We start from the raw sequence: 14,248 nt of genomic DNA, 5'->3' as shown, positions 1-14,248 counted from the left end.
CTCCTGGCTGCTCGCCCGCTACCTCCGCCGTGTCACGGGAGGCCGGGGGCCCGAGCAGATGAGCCAGGTCTTCGCCTACTACGAGTCGGTGCTGCACTCGGTGCGCGAGGGGCTGCTCCTCGTCGACGACCGCGGGCGGCTGGTGCTCGCGAACGACCACGCGCTCGAGCTGCTCGGCCTCGAGGGCGTGTCGATCCCCGTGCCCGTCGCCGAGCTCGACCTCCCCGACGCCCTGCGCACGGTGCTGCTCGCCGACGAGCCGGTCGCCGACCGCCTGGTCGTCGCGCACGAGCGGATCCTCGTGGTCAACGAGCGGCCGGCCGCCTCCCCCGGTGCCCGGCCGCTCGGCACCGTCACGACGCTCCGCGACCGCACCGAGCTGCAGCGGGTGTCCGGCGAGCTGGAGTCGATGCGCACCCTCTCGGACGCGCTGCGCTCGCAGACCCACGAGTTCTCCAACCGCCTGCACACCATCGCCTCGCTGATCGAGCTCGGGCGGCCGGAGGAGGCGCTCGCCTTCGCGGCCGGCGAGCTGAACCTCAGCCAGCGGCTCGCCGACCGGGTGCTCGGCTCGGTGCAGGAGCCGGTGATCGCCGCGCTGCTGCTCGGCAAGGCCGCTCAGGCCCGCGAGCGCGGTGTCGAGCTGCACCTCGAGACGCACCTCGAGCCGGGCGCGCAGGGCTTCGAGCCCGGCGACCTGGTGACCGTGCTCGGCAACCTGATCGACAACGCGCTCGACGCGGCCGCCTCCTCCGCCGCCGACCGCGAGCCGTGGGTCGAGGTCTACCTCGGCCTGGCCGAGGCGTCCGGTGCGGAGGGCGCCGAGCTGGTGCTGCAGGTCTCCGACAGCGGACCCGGCGTCGCGGAGGCGGCCGACGTCTTCGCGCGCGGCTACTCGACGAAGGAGTCCGACGCGTTCGGCCGCGGCATCGGCCTCGCGCTGGTGCAGCAGGTGGTGCAGCGGCTCGGCGGGAGCATCGAGGTGACCCGGCACGTCGGCGCGGTGTTCACGGTGCAGCTGCCGCTGCGGGACCCGGCCGGGGCGCCCCGGTGACCGCCGCGCCGATCCGCGTCCTCGTCGTCGAGGACGAGCCGCTGACCGCGAGCGCGCACGCCGACTACGTCCGGCGCGTCGAGGGCTTCGAGGTCGCGGCGGTCGCCGGCAGCGGCGCGGAGGCGATCCGGGCCCTGCGCGCCGATCCCGCGATCGCGCTGATCCTGCTCGACATGAACCTGCCCGACATGGGCGGGCTCGACCTCTGCCGCGCCGTGCGCACCGCGGGCCTGGACGTCGACGTGATCGCGATCACCGCCGTGCGCGACGCGGCCGTGGTGCGCGCCTCCGTCGCCGCCGGGATCGTGCAGTACCTGATCAAGCCGTTCGTCTTCAGCGTCTTCGCGGCGAAGCTCGCCAGCTACCGCCAGTACCGCGAGCGGATGCACGGCGCCGACGTCGCGAGCCAGCACGAGGTCGACGGCGCCTTCGCCGCGCTGCGGACCTCCAACGCACCCGGGCTGGCGAAGGGACTCTCGGCGGAGACGCTCGACGCGGTGACCGCGCTGCTCGGCCCGGTCGGCCTGTCCGCCGGGGAGCTCGCCGCCCGGCTCGACGTCTCGCGGGTCACCGCGCGGCGCTACCTCGAGCACCTCGCCGACTCGGGCCTCGCCGAGCGGGCCCCGCGCTACGGCTCGCCGGGGCGGCCGGAGCTGGAGTACCGCAGGGTCTGAGCGGCTACTGCTTGTACGACGACAGGAAGTTCCCCAGCCGCTCGATCGCCTCCGAGATCACCCGCTCCTCCGGCAGCGTCACGATCCGCAGGTGATCGGGCGTCGGCCAGTTGAAGCCGGTGCCGGGCACCAGCAGGATGTGCTCCGCGAGCAGCAGATCGTAGACGAGCCGCCCGTCGTCGCGGATCTCGTGCACCTCCGGATCGAGCCGCGGGAAGGCGTAGAGCGCGCCCATCGGCAGCTCGCAGGAGACTCCGGGGATCGCCTGCAGCCCCTTCCAGGCGGCGTCGCGCTGGCGCCGAAGCCGACCGCCGGGCGCGATCAGCGCCTCGATCGACTGCACGCCCGAGAGCGCCGCCTGCACCGCGTACTGCCCCGGCACGTTGGGGCAGAGCCGGGTCGAGGCGAGCAGGGTGATCCCCTCGAGGAACCCCGCGGCGTGCTCGCGCGGCCCGGTGATGGCGAGCCAGCCGGAGCGGTAGCCGGCGACGCGGTAGGTCTTGGACAGCCCGTTGAAGGTGAGGCAGAGCTGGTCGGGTGCGAGCGACGCCAGCGGGATGTGCTGCGCGTCGTCGTAGAGGATCCGGTCGTAGATCTCGTCGGCGAGCAGCAGCAGCGAGTGCTCCTCGGCGAGCGCCACGATCCCCTCGAGCACCTCGCGGGTGTAGACGGCGCCGGTGGGGTTGTTGGGGTTGATGACGACGATCGCCTTCGTGCGCGCGGTGATCTTCGAGCGGATGTCCTCGAGGTCGGGCTGCCAGCCGTCGTCCTCCGCGCAGCGGTAGTGCACCGCGGTGCCGCCGGCGAGGCTCGTCATCGCCGTCCAGAGCGGGTAGTCGGGCGCCGGGATCAGCACCTCGTCGCCGTCGTCGAGCAGCGCCTGCAGCGTCATCGTGATCAGCTCGGACACCCCGTTGCCGAGGAACACCCACTCCGGATCCACCGGCGGGAAGCCGGGGACCTCCTCGTAGCGGTAGGTCACCGCGAGGCGGGCCGAGAGGATCCCCCGACTGTCGCTGTAGCCGTGCGCGCTGGGCATCGCGGCGATCATGTCGCGGACGATCTGGTGCGGCGCCTCGAAGTCGAAGCCGGCCGGGTTGCCGGTGTTCAGCTTGAGGATGCGGTGCCCCTCGCTCTCCAGCCGCGACGCCTCCACGAGCGCCTTGCCGCGGATCTCGTAGAGGACGTTGCGGAGCTTGGAGGACTGCTCGAGGGGGCGCGGCGGGGTCATCGGTCCAGTATTCACCGGCCGACGACCCCGAGCGCCGGTCAGCCCCTCGTGGCGCGGACCGCGGCGGCGATCTCCTCCTCGATGAGGTCGTAGTTGATCGCGGCGGCGACGCGCAGGCCGTCGGCGGCCGCCGCCATCACCTGCGACATCGGCTCCACCAGCGAGCCGGCGGCGAAGACCCGCGGCGCGGTGGTGCGGCCCATCGGGTCGACGGTGAGGTGCCGGGCGGCTCCGGAGGGGTGGTCGACGAGCTCGAGGCCGAGGCCGTCGGGCAGGTTGCCCTCGACGCGGGGGCCGACGACCAGCGCGTCGAGCTCGATCCGGCGGCCGTCGACGACGACGCCGACCAGGCGGTCGTCCTCGACGAGGACCTCGGTGACGGCGCCGTCGATCAGCTCGATGCCGCGGGCGGCGAGTCCCTCGGCCTCCTCCGCCCCCGGCGCGAAGACGCCGTTCGTGAGGATCGACACCCGGTCGCTGAGCTGGCGGAACATCTGCGCCTGGTGGCCGGAGAAGCCGCTGCCGAGCACCGCGATCCGGCGCCCGCGCACCTCGAAGCCGTGGCAGTACGGGCAGTGCAGCACGTCGCGGCCCCAGCGCTCGGCGAGCCCCGGGATCCCGGGCAGCCGGTCGGTGGAGCCGCTGGCGAGCAGCAGGCGGCGGGCGCGGAGCACGGTGCCGTCGGCGAGGGTCGCGGTGACGCCGCCGTCGGCGGTCGAGGCCGACACGATCCGCCCCGGGACGACGCGCACTCCGTAGCCCTCGGCCTCGATCCGGGCGAGGCGGGCGAGCTCGACCGGCGCGGTGCCGTCGCGGGTGAGCACGTTGTGGGCGCCGGGTGAGGGCGCGTTGCGGGGCGGCCCGCCGTCGACGACGAGCACGTCGCGGAGGCTGCGGCCGAGGGCGGTGGCGGCGGCGAGGCCGGCGAAGGAGGCGCCGGCGATGAGGACGTCGGGGAGGTCTGAAGCGGTCATGTCCCGAGCATCCGGCGGCGGCGGCGGTCGCGTCGAGGATCCGTGCCGTTCCGGCACGACCGCGCGGCCCGCGTGCCAGGATCGGGGCATGCACCCCGAGCACGACACTCCCTCCGACGACGAGATCGTCGCCGCTGTCGGACCGCGGCTGAAGCGCCTCCGCCTGCGCCGCGACCGCACGATCGCCTCACTCGCCGCGGAGACCGGCATCTCCGCGAGCACGCTCTCCCGTCTGGAGAGCGGCGGCCGGCGCGCGACACTCGAGCTGCTGCTCCCGATCGCCCGCGCCCTCGGCACGCCGCTCGACGAGCTGGTCGGCGCCGCGCCCGAGGACCCGCGCGTGCACGGGCGGCCGTTCACCCGGCACGGGATGCGGATCCAGCCGCTCAGCCGCGACGCGGGCGCCCTGCAGGCCTTCAAGACCACGATCCCCGCCGGACCGATTCCCGCGCCGGAGCAGCAGCGCACGCACGAGGGCTTCGAGTGGCTCTACGTGCTGATCGGCCGGCTCCGGCTGCGGCTCGGCGAGCACGACATCGTCCTGCCGGCGGGCGAGGCCGCGGAGTTCGACACCCGGGTGCCGCACTGGTTCGGCCGGGCCGACGAGCAGCAGGTCGAGTTCCTCAGCCTGTTCGGGCGCCAGGGCGAGCGGATGCACGTCCGCGCGTCGACGCGGCGCTGAGACGGCGGCACTGAGGGCGGCGGCTCAGCTCTCGCCGAGCACCTCGCGGACGAAGCCGGTCGTCTTCGCACGCAGGGTCGCGATCCGCTCGGCCTTCGCCGCCTCGACGTCGAAGCCGACGTAGGCGACCGAGGGCCGGGTGCGGACGTTGGCCGAGCACTGGAAGTCCGCGCAGACCAGCGTGCCGAGGGTGTCGCCCGCGCGCCCGGCCGGGCCGGCCTTCTTCGCGCCGAAGAAGACCACGTCGTTGGGCAGGCGGATGTCGCGGCACCAGGAGCACTGCGCCCGCGAGCGCGGGTTCGCGTCGGCCTGGCGGAGCAGGACGCCCACCAGCCGGTCCTCGAGCGGCACGACGACGTAGGCGCGGCGGCCGATCTTCTTGTCGCGCCAGCCGAGATGGTCGAACGACTCCCAGTCGAGGTCGTCGAAGCCGGCGGGGAGCGAGAGATCCGCGACCTCCTTGCGTGAGGCGTTCACGAAGGAGTCGCGGATCTGCTGGTCGGTGAGGGCGCGCATGTCCTCTCCAGCCTAATCAGCCGAGGTGCGCGACGGCCTCCCGCGGAGCCTGCGCGAGGAACTGCTCCCTCTTGATCCGGATCATCGTGAACGCGATGACCGCGGCGAGCACCAGGCCGACGGCCGCGGCGACGAACACCGCGGAGTAGCCGTCGACGAAGGCGACCGGCGAGGACTGCTCCCCCGCGACTCCGGCGTAGATCGTGGTGAAGACGGAGAGGCCGATCGAGCCGCCGATCTGCATCGCGGCGTTGGCGGTCGCTCCCGCGGCACCGGCGTCGTGACCGGCGATCCCGGTCAGCGCCACGTTCTGCACGGGCACGAAGATCATCGCCATGCCGACGCCGAGCAGGATCAGGCCGGGCAGCACCTGCACGAGGTAGGAGCCGTCCGCGGTGATGCGGCTGAGGTAGAGCAGGCCGGCGGCCGCGATCAGCGGGCCGACGATCATCAGCAGGCGCGGCCCGACGGTCGGCAGCAGCTTGGTGGCGATGCCCGCGACGATCATGATCGTGACGGTCATCGGGAGGTTCGCGAGGCCGGCCTCGAGCGGCGCGAGGCCGAGCACGAGCTGCAGGTGCAGCGTGAGGTAGAGGGTCGAGCCGATCATGACGCTGCCGACGATGGCCTGGATCAGGAACGCGCCGCCGCGGATGCGGTCGGTGACGATGCGCAGGGGCAGCAGGGGGTGGTCGGAGCGGGCCTGGATGCGGACGAAGACCGCGAGCAGCAGGACACCGGCGAGCAGGAAGCCGAGGGTGTCGACGCGGAGCCAGCCCTGCTCGGCGAGCGTGAAGCCGTAGACGAGGCTCGCGAGGCCGAGCGCGACGGTGATCGTGCCGGCGATGTCGAAGCGGTTGCGGCCCTCGGCGCGGCTCTCGGTCACCAGCAGCGCGCCGGCGACGACGCCGACCAGCACGACGGGGACGTTGACCAGGAGGCACCAGCGCCAGTCGGCGAACTCGGTGAGCAGACCGCCGAGGACGAGGCCGACCGCGGCGCCCGCTCCGGCGACCGCGCCGAAGACCGCGAAGGCGGTGTTGCGCTCGCGCCCGCCCGGGAAGGAGACGGTGAGCAGCGCGAGGGCGGCCGGGGCGAGCAGCGCGGCGAAGGCGCCCTGCAGACCGCGGGCGGCGATCAGCTCGGTGCCGGAGGAGGCGACGCCGCCCCAGGCCGAGGCCGCGCCGAAGCCGACCATGCCGATGAGGTAGGTGCGCTTGCGGCCCGTGTAGTCGGCGATGCGGCCGCCGAGCAGGAGGAGGGCGCCGAAGGCGAGTGCGTAGGCGGTGACGACCCACTGGCGCTCGACGTCGGTGAGGCCGAGGTCGGCCTGCGCGGCGGGCAGGGCGATGGTGACGATCGTGCCGTCGAGGACGACGACGAGCTGGGTCATCGCGAGGATCACGAGGACCCACCAGCGGCGGGAGGAGGAGGGCGCGGGCATTGCTGAGCCTTTCGAAGCGGAGGGAGCGGGACCGGCGGGTCCGGATCCGAGCCGCGTCTCTGGGGCTGAACCACCCCAACTGGTTGGTTGGGCATCGACGAGTGTACAGTTCGAGCGCCCGGAGGTGTGAGCGTGAGCGAGAAGAAGATCGAGCACGATGCGGCGGTCCCCGCCCGCGAGCGCATCCTCCGCGCCGCGACGGCCGAGTTCGCCGAGCACGGCTTCGCCGGAGCGCGCGTCGACCGGGTCGCCGCGGCGGCAGGCCTGAACAAGGAGCGGCTCTACGCCTACTACGGCGGCAAGCGCGGCCTGTTCGTCTCGACCGTGGTCGGCGCCCTGGAGGCGCTCGACGCGACACTGCTCGCCGAGGCGGCCGACCTGCCGGACCTCGCCGGCCGGATGTTCGACCACGTCTGGGACCGCCCCGAGTTCCTCCGCCTGCTCACCTGGGCACGACTCGAGGGCGGCGGCGTCTGGGAGGAGGCGGGCGAGCGCCTCGGCAGCCGACCCGCTCCCGAGGCCCGCGTGCTCGAGTGGCAGCAGGCGGGGATCGTCGACGCGAGCTGGTCGGCGGAGGACCTCTTCATCGCCCTGCTCGGGCTCTGCGAGATCTGGCACCTGACGCCGTTCGCCCAGCGCGGGGGTGACGGCACCCGCGAGCGCCGCCGCGCCTTCGTCGTGCACGTGGCGGCGCTGGTGGGGTCGCCGGCCGACGGGCCGACCGGGGTCAGTCCGCGGTCGTGAGCCGCTCGAGGTAGCCGGCGAAGGCGAGCAGATCGGCCTCGGGCCAGCTGCTCAGGGCCTCCTGCATCCGCTGGCGCTGCTGCCCGCCCAGGTCCCCCATCCGCTCGCGGCCGTGCTCGGTGAGCGTGAGGAAGCGGGCGCGGCCGTCGGCCGGGTCGGGGGCGGTCCCGACCAGCTCCAGCGCGCAGAGCTGGCGGATCTGCCGGCTGATCACGCTGCGGTCGACGCCGAGGCGCTCGGCCGCGACGCTCGAGTGCACGGGACCGCAGCGCTCCAGCATCCGGAGCAGCCGCAGCCCGAACGGCGGGAGCCCGGGGTCGATGCTCGCCGCCGCGTCGCGCACGGCCGTCCGGACCTGCACGGCGAGCGCAGTGATCTGCTCCTCGACCTGGAGCAGCGCGCTCGCCGGGGCGGCGGTCGGGACGGCCGGTGCGGCGGTCATCAGGGGCGCTCGGCCACGTCGATCGCGCCGGTGGTGGTCTCGGCGTGCCGGGCGTGGGCGACGGGAGCCGCGTGGCGGCCGTGCGAGCTGTCGTCGTGGACGGCGTCCTCCGCGTGCACCGCGCTGTCGCTCCGGACGCTCTGCCCGACCGGGCGCAGGCCCGCCTGGCCGTCGGAGGCCGCGATCAGCGCGTCCTCCGCGCCGGCGACGACGCCCGAGGGCTCCGTCTTGCGCTGCACGGCGTTCATCGTGCCGAGCGGCGCGTTCGGCAGCAGCAGGACCGCGATCAGCGTGATGACGGCGAGCGGGATGCTGTAGAGGAAGACGTCGCCGACGCCGATGCCGTAGGCGCTCTCGACCACGACGCGCACGGCGTCCGGGAGCGTGTTGACCTGCGGGATCGTGCCGCTGCCGAGCGCCTGGGCGGCGATCGCCTGGTCGGCCGGCGCGAGGCCGGCGATGCCGGTCTTGATGTGGTCGGCGATCACCGTGCCGAGCATCGAGCCCAGCACCGAGACGCCCACGGTGCCGCCGAGGCTGCGGAAGAAGGTGACCGCGCTGGTCGCGACGCCGAGGTTCTTGACGTCGATCGAGTTCTGCACGACGAGCACCAGGTTCTGCATCAGCATGCCCAGGCCCGCGCCGAGGATCGCCATGAAGACGCCCACCAGCACGAGGTTCGTGTCGTAGCGCAGAGTGCTGAGGAGGAAGGTGCCGACGACCGCGAGCACGCCGCCCGAGACCATGATCGCCTTCCACTTGCCGGTGCGCGAGATGATCCCGCCGAAGATGGTGGACGCGATCAGCAGGCCCGCCATCATCGGGATCGTCAGCAGACCCGACTGGGTCGGCGTGGCACCGCGCGAGAGCTGCATGTACTGCGCGAGGAAGACCGCGACGCCGAACATCGAGACGCCGACCGAGATGCTCGCCACGACGGCGAGGCTGAAGGTGCGGTTCTTGAACATCCCCATCGGGATGATCGGCTCGGCGACGGTGAGCTCGGTGATCACCGCGGCGACCAGCAGCACGACGGAGCCGCCGACCATGACCGCGGTCTCCCACGAGGCCCACTCGAAGTTCTTGCCGGCCAGCGAGACCCAGATCAGCAGCAGCGAGACGCCGCCGGCGATGAGGACCGCGCCGAGGTAGTCGATCTTGACCGTGCGCTTGGGGTGCGCGGGGAGGCGCAGCGTCACCTGGAGCAGGATGATCGCGACGATCGCGACGGGCAGCGCGATGAAGAAGTTCCAGCGCCAGCCGAACGCGTCGGTGACGACGCCGCCGAGCAGCGGGCCGCCGACGGTGCCGATGGCCATCACGCCGCCGAAGAGGCCGGCGTACTTGCCGCGCTCCCGGGGGCTGATGATGTCGGCCATGATGATCTGGCTCAGCGCGGCGAGTCCGCCGGCGCCGAGGCCCTGGAAGACGCGGAACACGATCAGCATGTTCGTGTCCTGCGAGAACCCGGCCGCGGCCGAGCCGATCACGAAGATCGCGAGCGCGAGCTGGATCAGCAGCTTGCGGTTGAAGAGGTCGGCGAACTTGCCCCAGAGCGGGGTGGAGACGGTGGTCGCGAGCAGCGTCGCGGTGACGACCCAGGTGTAGGCGTTCTGGTCGCCCTTGAGGTCGGAGATGATCAGCGGCAGCGAGGTCGACACGACCGTGCCCGCGAGGATCGAGACGAACATGCCCAGCAGCAGTCCGCTGAGGGATTCGAGCACCTGGCGGTGCGACATGGCCCCGTCGGGGCCGGTGGGGGTGGTGCGCTCTTCTCGAGTGCGCGTGCGCTCTGCGCGGGACATACGGCTCCTTGTTCACGTGCGGCACCGGTGGCGATGCGGCGGTACTAGTTGACGGCGGTCAACTATTGACCGAGTGCAACTATATAGCCGAGCGAGGTGTTTTGGCCAGTGCCGTGCCGAGGTGCTTTCGCGGGGCTGTCAGCGGGCGATGCCGCGCCGGCGGAGCAGCAGGACCGCCGTCACGACCGCGGCCGCGAGCGCGACGAGGACCGCGACGCCGAGCGGCGAGCCGGCCGCGGCGCCGATCACCGCCCAGAGCACGGCGAAGCCGACCGTCGCGTAGATCAGCGCCCAGGCCGCGCAGCCCGGCAGCATCGCGAGCAGGTAGACGCCGAAGCGCATGCGGGCCGCTCCGGCCGCCGCGTTGATCATCGTCTGGAGTCCGACGGTGAGGAAGCTCACGGTGACCGCGGGCGCGCCGTAGCGAGCGAGCAGTGCCGACGCGCGCTTCAGCGCCGGGGACTCCAGCCACCGCCCCCACCGCCGCGAGGCCGCCCCGGTGACGACCGCCCGCGCGACCCAGTACGTCGCCTGCGCCCGCACCAGCACGATGACGAACAGCGCCGCGAGCAGTTCCGCGAACCCCAGCTCGTCCAGGAAGGCGGGCATGCGGCGCCTCCCTCTCCTCGCTCGGCAGAAGGCAAGGCTATCCTTCCCTCCCCCGCGCCGAGTCATGCTGGTCGAGCAGCCCCGCAGGGGCGCATCGAGACCCGCCGCCCTCAGCAGGGCGGGTCTGCAGACTCGTCCGTCTGACGCGGGTGGATCTCGATACGCCCGCTCCGCGGCCTACTCGATCAGCATGGAGCGGTCCGCTCTGCGGCCCGCCCGACCAGCATGATGTGGCGCTCGTGCGCGCCGGCGCGCCTTTCGTGCTGGTCGAGTAGCCCGCAGGGCGTATCGAGACCCGCCGTGATCAGGCGCGGACCCGCCGTGATCGCGCGGGTGCCCGGCGCGGCTCCGACCCCGCCCCTAGGCTCGACGCATGGACAACATCGATCGGAAGATCCTCGATCTGCTGCGCCAGAACGCCCGCGCGGGCTACGGCGACATCGGCGGTGTCGTGGGGCTGTCCGCGTCCGCCGTGAAGCGCCGGGTCGACCGGCTGGTGGCCGACGGCGTCATCCGCGGCTTCACGATCAAGGTCGACCCCGCCGTCGACGGCATGGCCACCGAGGCCTACGTCGAGCTGTTCTGCCGCGGCACGGTCGCCCCCGACGAGCTGCGCCGCATCCTCTCGGCCGTCCCCGAGGTCGTCGACGCGGGCACGGTCACCGGCTCGGCCGACGCGATCGTGCACATCCGCTCGCGCGACATCCCGAGCCTCGAGCTCGCCCTCGAGAAGGTGCGCATCGCGCCGAACGTCGACCACACCCGCTCCGCGATCGTGCTCTCCCGCCTGATCCAGCGCGGCGAGGCCTAGCAAGAGCGCTCCCGCCTCAGTGCGAGCGGCCCGCGACCACGTCGGCGAGCGTCGCGAGCGGTGACGTCGTCGCCCGGCCCCGCGCTTCCGCCGCGTCGGCCAGGCCGTAGGCGCGGTAGAGCGACGTGACCGCCAGCCAGCGCAGCGGCTCCGGCTCCCACGGCCGCACCCGGTGGCCCACCCACGGCAGCTCGGTGAGCGCCGTGCTCTCGCCGAGCACGAGGTCGCGCAGCGTGCGCCCGGCGAGATTCGTCGCAGTGACGCCGGTGCCGACGAAGCCGCCCGCCCAGCCGAGACCGGTGGCGCGGTCGAGCCCGACGGTCGCGTGCCAGTCGCGCGGGACACCGAGCACGCCGGACCAGACGTGCTCGATCCCGACGCCGCGCAGCACCGGGAAGAACCGCTCGAGGATCTCGCGCAGCCGGCCGACCGTGCGCGGGTCGGTCGCCCCGTCGCGGTCGATCCGGGAGCCGAAGCGGTAGGGCACCCCCCGCCCGCCGATCGCGATGCGGTCGTCGGCCGTCCGCTGCGCGTACATGTAGGCGTGCGCCGCGTCGCCGAGGGTCTCGCGACCGGCCCAGCCGATCTCGTCCCAGACCTCGGGCGCGAGCGGCTCGGTCGCGATCAGCGACGAGTTCATCGGCAGCCACTCGCGGTGGTGTCCGGAGAGCCCGGCGGTGAAGCCCTCGGTCGCGCGCAGCACGATCGGCGCGCGGACGACCCCGCGGGGTGTGACGGCCGCGCCGGGTCGGATCTCCTCCACCCGGGTGTCCTCGAAGATCCGCACGCCCAGCGCCTCGACCGTGCGGGCGAGCCCGGCCGCGAGCTTCGCGGGGTGCAGGCGCGCGCAGTGCGGGTGCCAGAGGCCCGCCGACGCGCCGCTGACCGCGATCCGCACGGTCGTCTCCCGCTCGTCGAGCAGCTCGACGTCGGTGTGAGCGCGGGCACGGGCCGCCGCCGCGGTGGCCAGGAGGCGGGCCCGCTGCGCCTCGCCGCGCGCCACCTGGAACTCGCCGCCCTTGACGATGTCGGCGTCGATCCCCTCGGCGGCCGCGGCCGCGATCACCTCGTCGACCGTCTCGTTCATCGCGAGCTGGAAGCGGTCGACCGCCTCGCTCCCGTGCGTCCGGGCGTACGAGGCGACGCCGCCGGTGATCTCGTTGGTCAGCCAGCCGCCGTTGCGACCGGAGGCGCCGAAGCCGGCGAAGCGCTGCTCGAGGATCGCGATCCGCAGCGACGGGTCGGCCTTCGCGAGCGAGTACGCCGTCCACAGGCCGGTGTAGCCGGCGCCGACGATGCAGACGTCGACATCGAGCGGACCGGGAAGCGCGGCCCGGGGCGTGGAACGACCGAGGGAGGCCCACCAGAACGACACGTCGCCGTTGATCACAGTGGGCCTCCCCCGGTCTCGCGGATCTCAGCGGGCGAGAGTCCCGCGAAGGATCAGAGTCCCGAGCTCGGGAACGTCTGCATCATCTCCGAGAACAGCGCCGCGGTCCAGCCGATCGCGATGATGAAGGAGACCGCCACCACGCCGAGGAAGATCCACAGCGGCAGCAGGCCCCCGCCGGTCACGCGCTTCACGACGACGCTGCGCCCGATCACGTAGACGTACGGAGCGGCGAGGAACGCCCAGGCCCAGTGGAACGGGCGCTGCACGCCGGCCTTCTTCAGCTGCCGGTAGTCGAGGAACGCGAAGACGACCTCGGCCGCGTAGATCAGGAAGCCGACGACCTGGACGGCGCCGAGCCCGACGAGGTAGGCGGTCGACATCCCCATCGAGGCTCGCGGTCCGTAGGTCGACGAGACCGCCGAGTCGGCGATGGCCCCCGGCGAGAGCAGGAAGATCGACAGCGCCGACAGCAGCGGCAGGAGCACGACGACCCAGATCCACGGGGTGCTGGTGACGATGCTCGGGTCGCGCGGCTGCGGCGCGGGGCGGCCGGCGTAGGCGGGCTGCTGGCCGTACTGCTGCGGGTACTGCTGGCTGTACTCCTGCGGCGGCTGCTGGCCGTACTGGGGCTGCTGGCTGTACTGCGGCTGCTGAGCGTACGGCTGCTGCGGCGTCTGCTCGCCGTACCGCGGCTGCTGCGGGATCTCGCGCTCGGGCGCGGACTGACCGGACGCCGACTGCCCGTAGCTCGTGGCCTGGCCGCTCGAGGTCTCGCCGTAGGCGGGCCCGGAGACGGGCGGCACGATCGGCGCCTGCGGCGCCGCGGGCGGCTGCGGTGCGTTCTGCGCAGTGGGAGGGGTCGGGGCAGCGGGAGCCGCGGCGGGGGCGTCGCGCAGCGAGTCGGTCCAGCCCTGGCCGTCCCACCAGCGCTGGCGCGGTGAGCCCGCGGGATCCGGGTACCAGCCGGCGCGCGGTCCGGAGGCCGAGGCAGCGCCCCGCTCCTGCTCGCCGTTCCGGTCGTCGCCGTGCTCGTTGCCGCCCTGGTCGTCCGTCATCGCGTCCTCCGCTCCCCTTCGGGCGCTCTGCCCGCCATCGGAGACGAGCGTATCGCCGCGATCCCCGGTCGCACCTGGGCGCGGCCTTGCCGCGGCCTCTGCCGCGCCTGAGCGGACGCCGTGCGCCCACCTCCGCCAGGATGGACGGATGCCGCACCTCCTCCGCGCCCGCGCCCTGCTCGTCGACATGGACGGCACCCTCGTCGACTCCACCGCGATCGTGGAGACGATCTGGCGCTCCTTCGCCGAGCGCTTCGCCCTCGACCCCGCCGTCGTCCTCGGCGCCGTGCACGGGGTCCGCGCGGAGGACAGCGTCCGCCGCTTCGCTCCCGCGGGCAGCGACGTCGCCGGGATCGTCGACGAGCTGAACGCCTACGAGCTCGAGCACACCGAGGGCACGGTCGAGATCCCCGGCGCCGTCGCCTTCCTCGCCGCGCTTCCCCGCGACCGCGTCGCGCTGGTCACCTCGGCGAGCCCCGCGCTGGCCGCCGGTCGCCTCGCCGCCGCGGGCGTCCCCTCCCCCGCCGCCGTCGTCACCGCCGACGACGTCGTGCACGGCAAGCCCGCCCCCGACGGCTACCTCGCCGCCGCCGGACTCCTCGGGGTCGACCCGGCCGACGCGGTCGTCTTCGAGGACGCCGAGGCCGGGATCCTCGCGGGTCTCGCCGCCGGCATGCGCGTCGTCGTCGTCGGCGCGCACGAGTCCGAGACCACCCGCGGGCTCCCGCGGATCCCGCACTACGTCGACGCGGCCGTCGAGCGCGACGGTGACGAGCTGGTGCTCACCCTGCCCTGAGCCGGCACGCGCCTCCGG

15 protein-coding genes are annotated in these 14,248 nt (G+C 73.5%); 6 read left to right on the top strand and 9 right to left on the bottom strand.

Going from position 1 to position 14,248, the window contains the following annotated elements:
- Both MT350_RS01105 and MT350_RS01100 read left to right on the top strand, forming a co-directional pair.
- On the top strand, positions 1-1,054 hold a 1,054-nt coding region (locus tag MT350_RS01105), incomplete at its 5' end, for a sensor histidine kinase (RefSeq protein WP_243615260.1).
- Positions 1,051-1,728, top strand: a complete 678-nt coding sequence (locus tag MT350_RS01100) for a response regulator (RefSeq protein WP_243600462.1) — start codon at positions 1,051-1,053, stop codon at positions 1,726-1,728. The genes MT350_RS01105 and MT350_RS01100, both read left to right, overlap by 4 nt.
- A 4-nt stretch (positions 1,729-1,732) precedes the next feature.
- Here MT350_RS01100 and MT350_RS01095 read toward each other — a convergent pair whose 3' ends face one another.
- Both MT350_RS01095 and MT350_RS01090 read right to left on the bottom strand, forming a co-directional pair.
- Positions 1,733-2,959 (bottom strand): pyridoxal phosphate-dependent aminotransferase, encoded by a 1,227-nt coding sequence (locus MT350_RS01095; RefSeq protein ID WP_123701857.1) that lies wholly within the window; start codon positions 2,957-2,959, stop codon positions 1,733-1,735.
- 38 nt (positions 2,960-2,997) lie between these two features.
- The gene (locus MT350_RS01090; protein WP_243615259.1) at positions 2,998-3,933 is read right to left on the bottom strand and encodes an NAD(P)/FAD-dependent oxidoreductase; all 936 of its coding nucleotides are present in this window, start codon (positions 3,931-3,933) and stop codon (positions 2,998-3,000) included.
- A gap of 88 nt (positions 3,934-4,021) precedes the next feature.
- Between MT350_RS01090 and MT350_RS01085 the strand changes: the two genes are divergently transcribed.
- The gene (locus tag MT350_RS01085) at positions 4,022-4,615 is read left to right on the top strand and encodes a helix-turn-helix domain-containing protein (protein WP_243615258.1); all 594 of its coding nucleotides are present in this window, start codon (positions 4,022-4,024) and stop codon (positions 4,613-4,615) included.
- A gap of 24 nt (positions 4,616-4,639) precedes the next feature.
- Here the strand turns inward: MT350_RS01085 and MT350_RS01080 are convergent, their stop codons facing one another.
- Positions 4,640-5,131, bottom strand: a complete 492-nt coding sequence (locus MT350_RS01080; protein WP_243600460.1) for an FBP domain-containing protein — start codon at positions 5,129-5,131, stop codon at positions 4,640-4,642.
- Positions 5,132-5,147: 16 nt separating this feature from the next.
- Positions 5,148-6,575, bottom strand: coding sequence for an MFS transporter (locus tag MT350_RS01075; protein ID WP_243600459.1), 1,428 nt, complete (start codon positions 6,573-6,575; stop codon positions 5,148-5,150).
- Positions 6,576-6,707: 132 nt separating this feature from the next.
- Between MT350_RS01075 and MT350_RS01070 the strand changes: the two genes are divergently transcribed.
- Positions 6,708-7,319, top strand: a complete 612-nt coding sequence (locus MT350_RS01070; protein ID WP_185020073.1) for a TetR family transcriptional regulator — start codon at positions 6,708-6,710, stop codon at positions 7,317-7,319.
- On the opposite strand, the gene MT350_RS01065 is transcribed toward MT350_RS01070, so the two are convergent.
- The 3 genes from MT350_RS01065 to MT350_RS01055 all read right to left on the bottom strand — a co-directional run bounded on the left by MT350_RS01065 (position 7,303) and on the right by MT350_RS01055 (position 10,175).
- Complete coding sequence (locus MT350_RS01065) at positions 7,303-7,761, bottom strand: MarR family winged helix-turn-helix transcriptional regulator (RefSeq protein ID WP_123444897.1); 459 nt, start codon at positions 7,759-7,761, stop codon at positions 7,303-7,305. The two genes, MT350_RS01070 and MT350_RS01065, sit on opposite strands and share 17 nt — an antisense overlap.
- The gene (locus MT350_RS01060) at positions 7,761-9,500 is read right to left on the bottom strand and encodes an MDR family MFS transporter (RefSeq protein ID WP_243615621.1); all 1,740 of its coding nucleotides are present in this window, start codon (positions 9,498-9,500) and stop codon (positions 7,761-7,763) included. Before MT350_RS01060 ends, MT350_RS01065 begins: the two co-directional genes overlap by 1 nt.
- Positions 9,501-9,704: 204 nt before the next feature.
- A complete protein-coding gene (locus MT350_RS01055; protein ID WP_243600457.1) occupies positions 9,705-10,175 on the bottom strand; it encodes a DedA family protein in 471 nt (156 codons plus the stop codon).
- Between the two features lie 373 nt (positions 10,176-10,548).
- Between MT350_RS01055 and MT350_RS01050 the strand changes: the two genes are divergently transcribed.
- Complete coding sequence (locus tag MT350_RS01050) at positions 10,549-10,986, top strand: Lrp/AsnC family transcriptional regulator (RefSeq protein ID WP_055786568.1); 438 nt, start codon at positions 10,549-10,551, stop codon at positions 10,984-10,986.
- Between the two features lie 16 nt (positions 10,987-11,002).
- Here MT350_RS01050 and MT350_RS01045 read toward each other — a convergent pair whose 3' ends face one another.
- Together MT350_RS01045 and MT350_RS01040 are read right to left on the bottom strand one after the other, a co-directional pair.
- Positions 11,003-12,376, bottom strand: a complete 1,374-nt coding sequence (locus tag MT350_RS01045; protein ID WP_243615257.1) for an FAD-binding oxidoreductase — start codon at positions 12,374-12,376, stop codon at positions 11,003-11,005.
- Between the two features lie 53 nt (positions 12,377-12,429).
- On the bottom strand, positions 12,430-13,434 hold the full coding sequence (locus tag MT350_RS01040; protein WP_243615256.1) for a DUF2510 domain-containing protein: 1,005 nt from the start codon (positions 13,432-13,434) through the stop codon (positions 12,430-12,432).
- Positions 13,435-13,582: 148 nt separating this feature from the next.
- Between MT350_RS01040 and MT350_RS01035 the strand changes: the two genes are divergently transcribed.
- The gene (locus MT350_RS01035) at positions 13,583-14,230 is read left to right on the top strand and encodes an HAD-IA family hydrolase (protein WP_243615255.1); all 648 of its coding nucleotides are present in this window, start codon (positions 13,583-13,585) and stop codon (positions 14,228-14,230) included.
- The last annotated feature ends 18 nt before the right edge of the window (positions 14,231-14,248 follow it).

Source organism: Rathayibacter sp. VKM Ac-2928, assembly GCF_022815545.1.
GTDB classification, from domain to species: Bacteria; Actinomycetota; Actinomycetes; order Actinomycetales; family Microbacteriaceae; genus Rathayibacter; species Rathayibacter festucae.
This window is presented reverse-complemented; position numbering and strand designations above follow the sequence as displayed.

What these genes read in the sequence shown, in the direction of transcription:
- MT350_RS01095 (WP_123701857.1), bottom strand. Translation starts at nt 2,959, where the DNA reads ATGACCCCGCCGCGCCCCCTCGAGCAGTCCTCCAAGCTCCGCAACGTC.
- MT350_RS01090 (WP_243615259.1), bottom strand. Translation starts at nt 3,933, where the DNA reads ATGACCGCTTCAGACCTCCCCGACGTCCTCATCGCCGGCGCCTCCTTC.
- MT350_RS01085 (WP_243615258.1), top strand. Translation starts at nt 4,022, where the DNA reads ATGCACCCCGAGCACGACACTCCCTCCGACGACGAGATCGTCGCCGCT.
- MT350_RS01080 (WP_243600460.1), bottom strand. Translation starts at nt 5,131, where the DNA reads ATGCGCGCCCTCACCGACCAGCAGATCCGCGACTCCTTCGTGAACGCC.
- MT350_RS01075 (WP_243600459.1), bottom strand. Translation starts at nt 6,575, where the DNA reads ATGCCCGCGCCCTCCTCCTCCCGCCGCTGGTGGGTCCTCGTGATCCTC.
- MT350_RS01065 (WP_123444897.1), bottom strand. Translation starts at nt 7,761, where the DNA reads ATGACCGCCGCACCGGCCGTCCCGACCGCCGCCCCGGCGAGCGCGCTG.
- MT350_RS01060 (WP_243615621.1), bottom strand. Translation starts at nt 9,500, where the DNA reads ATGTCGCACCGCCAGGTGCTCGAATCCCTCAGCGGACTGCTGCTGGGC.
- MT350_RS01055 (WP_243600457.1), bottom strand. Translation starts at nt 10,175, where the DNA reads ATGCCCGCCTTCCTGGACGAGCTGGGGTTCGCGGAACTGCTCGCGGCG.
- MT350_RS01050 (WP_055786568.1), top strand. Translation starts at nt 10,549, where the DNA reads ATGGACAACATCGATCGGAAGATCCTCGATCTGCTGCGCCAGAACGCC.
- MT350_RS01040 (WP_243615256.1), bottom strand. Translation starts at nt 13,434, where the DNA reads ATGACGGACGACCAGGGCGGCAACGAGCACGGCGACGACCGGAACGGC.
- MT350_RS01035 (WP_243615255.1), top strand. Translation starts at nt 13,583, where the DNA reads ATGCCGCACCTCCTCCGCGCCCGCGCCCTGCTCGTCGACATGGACGGC.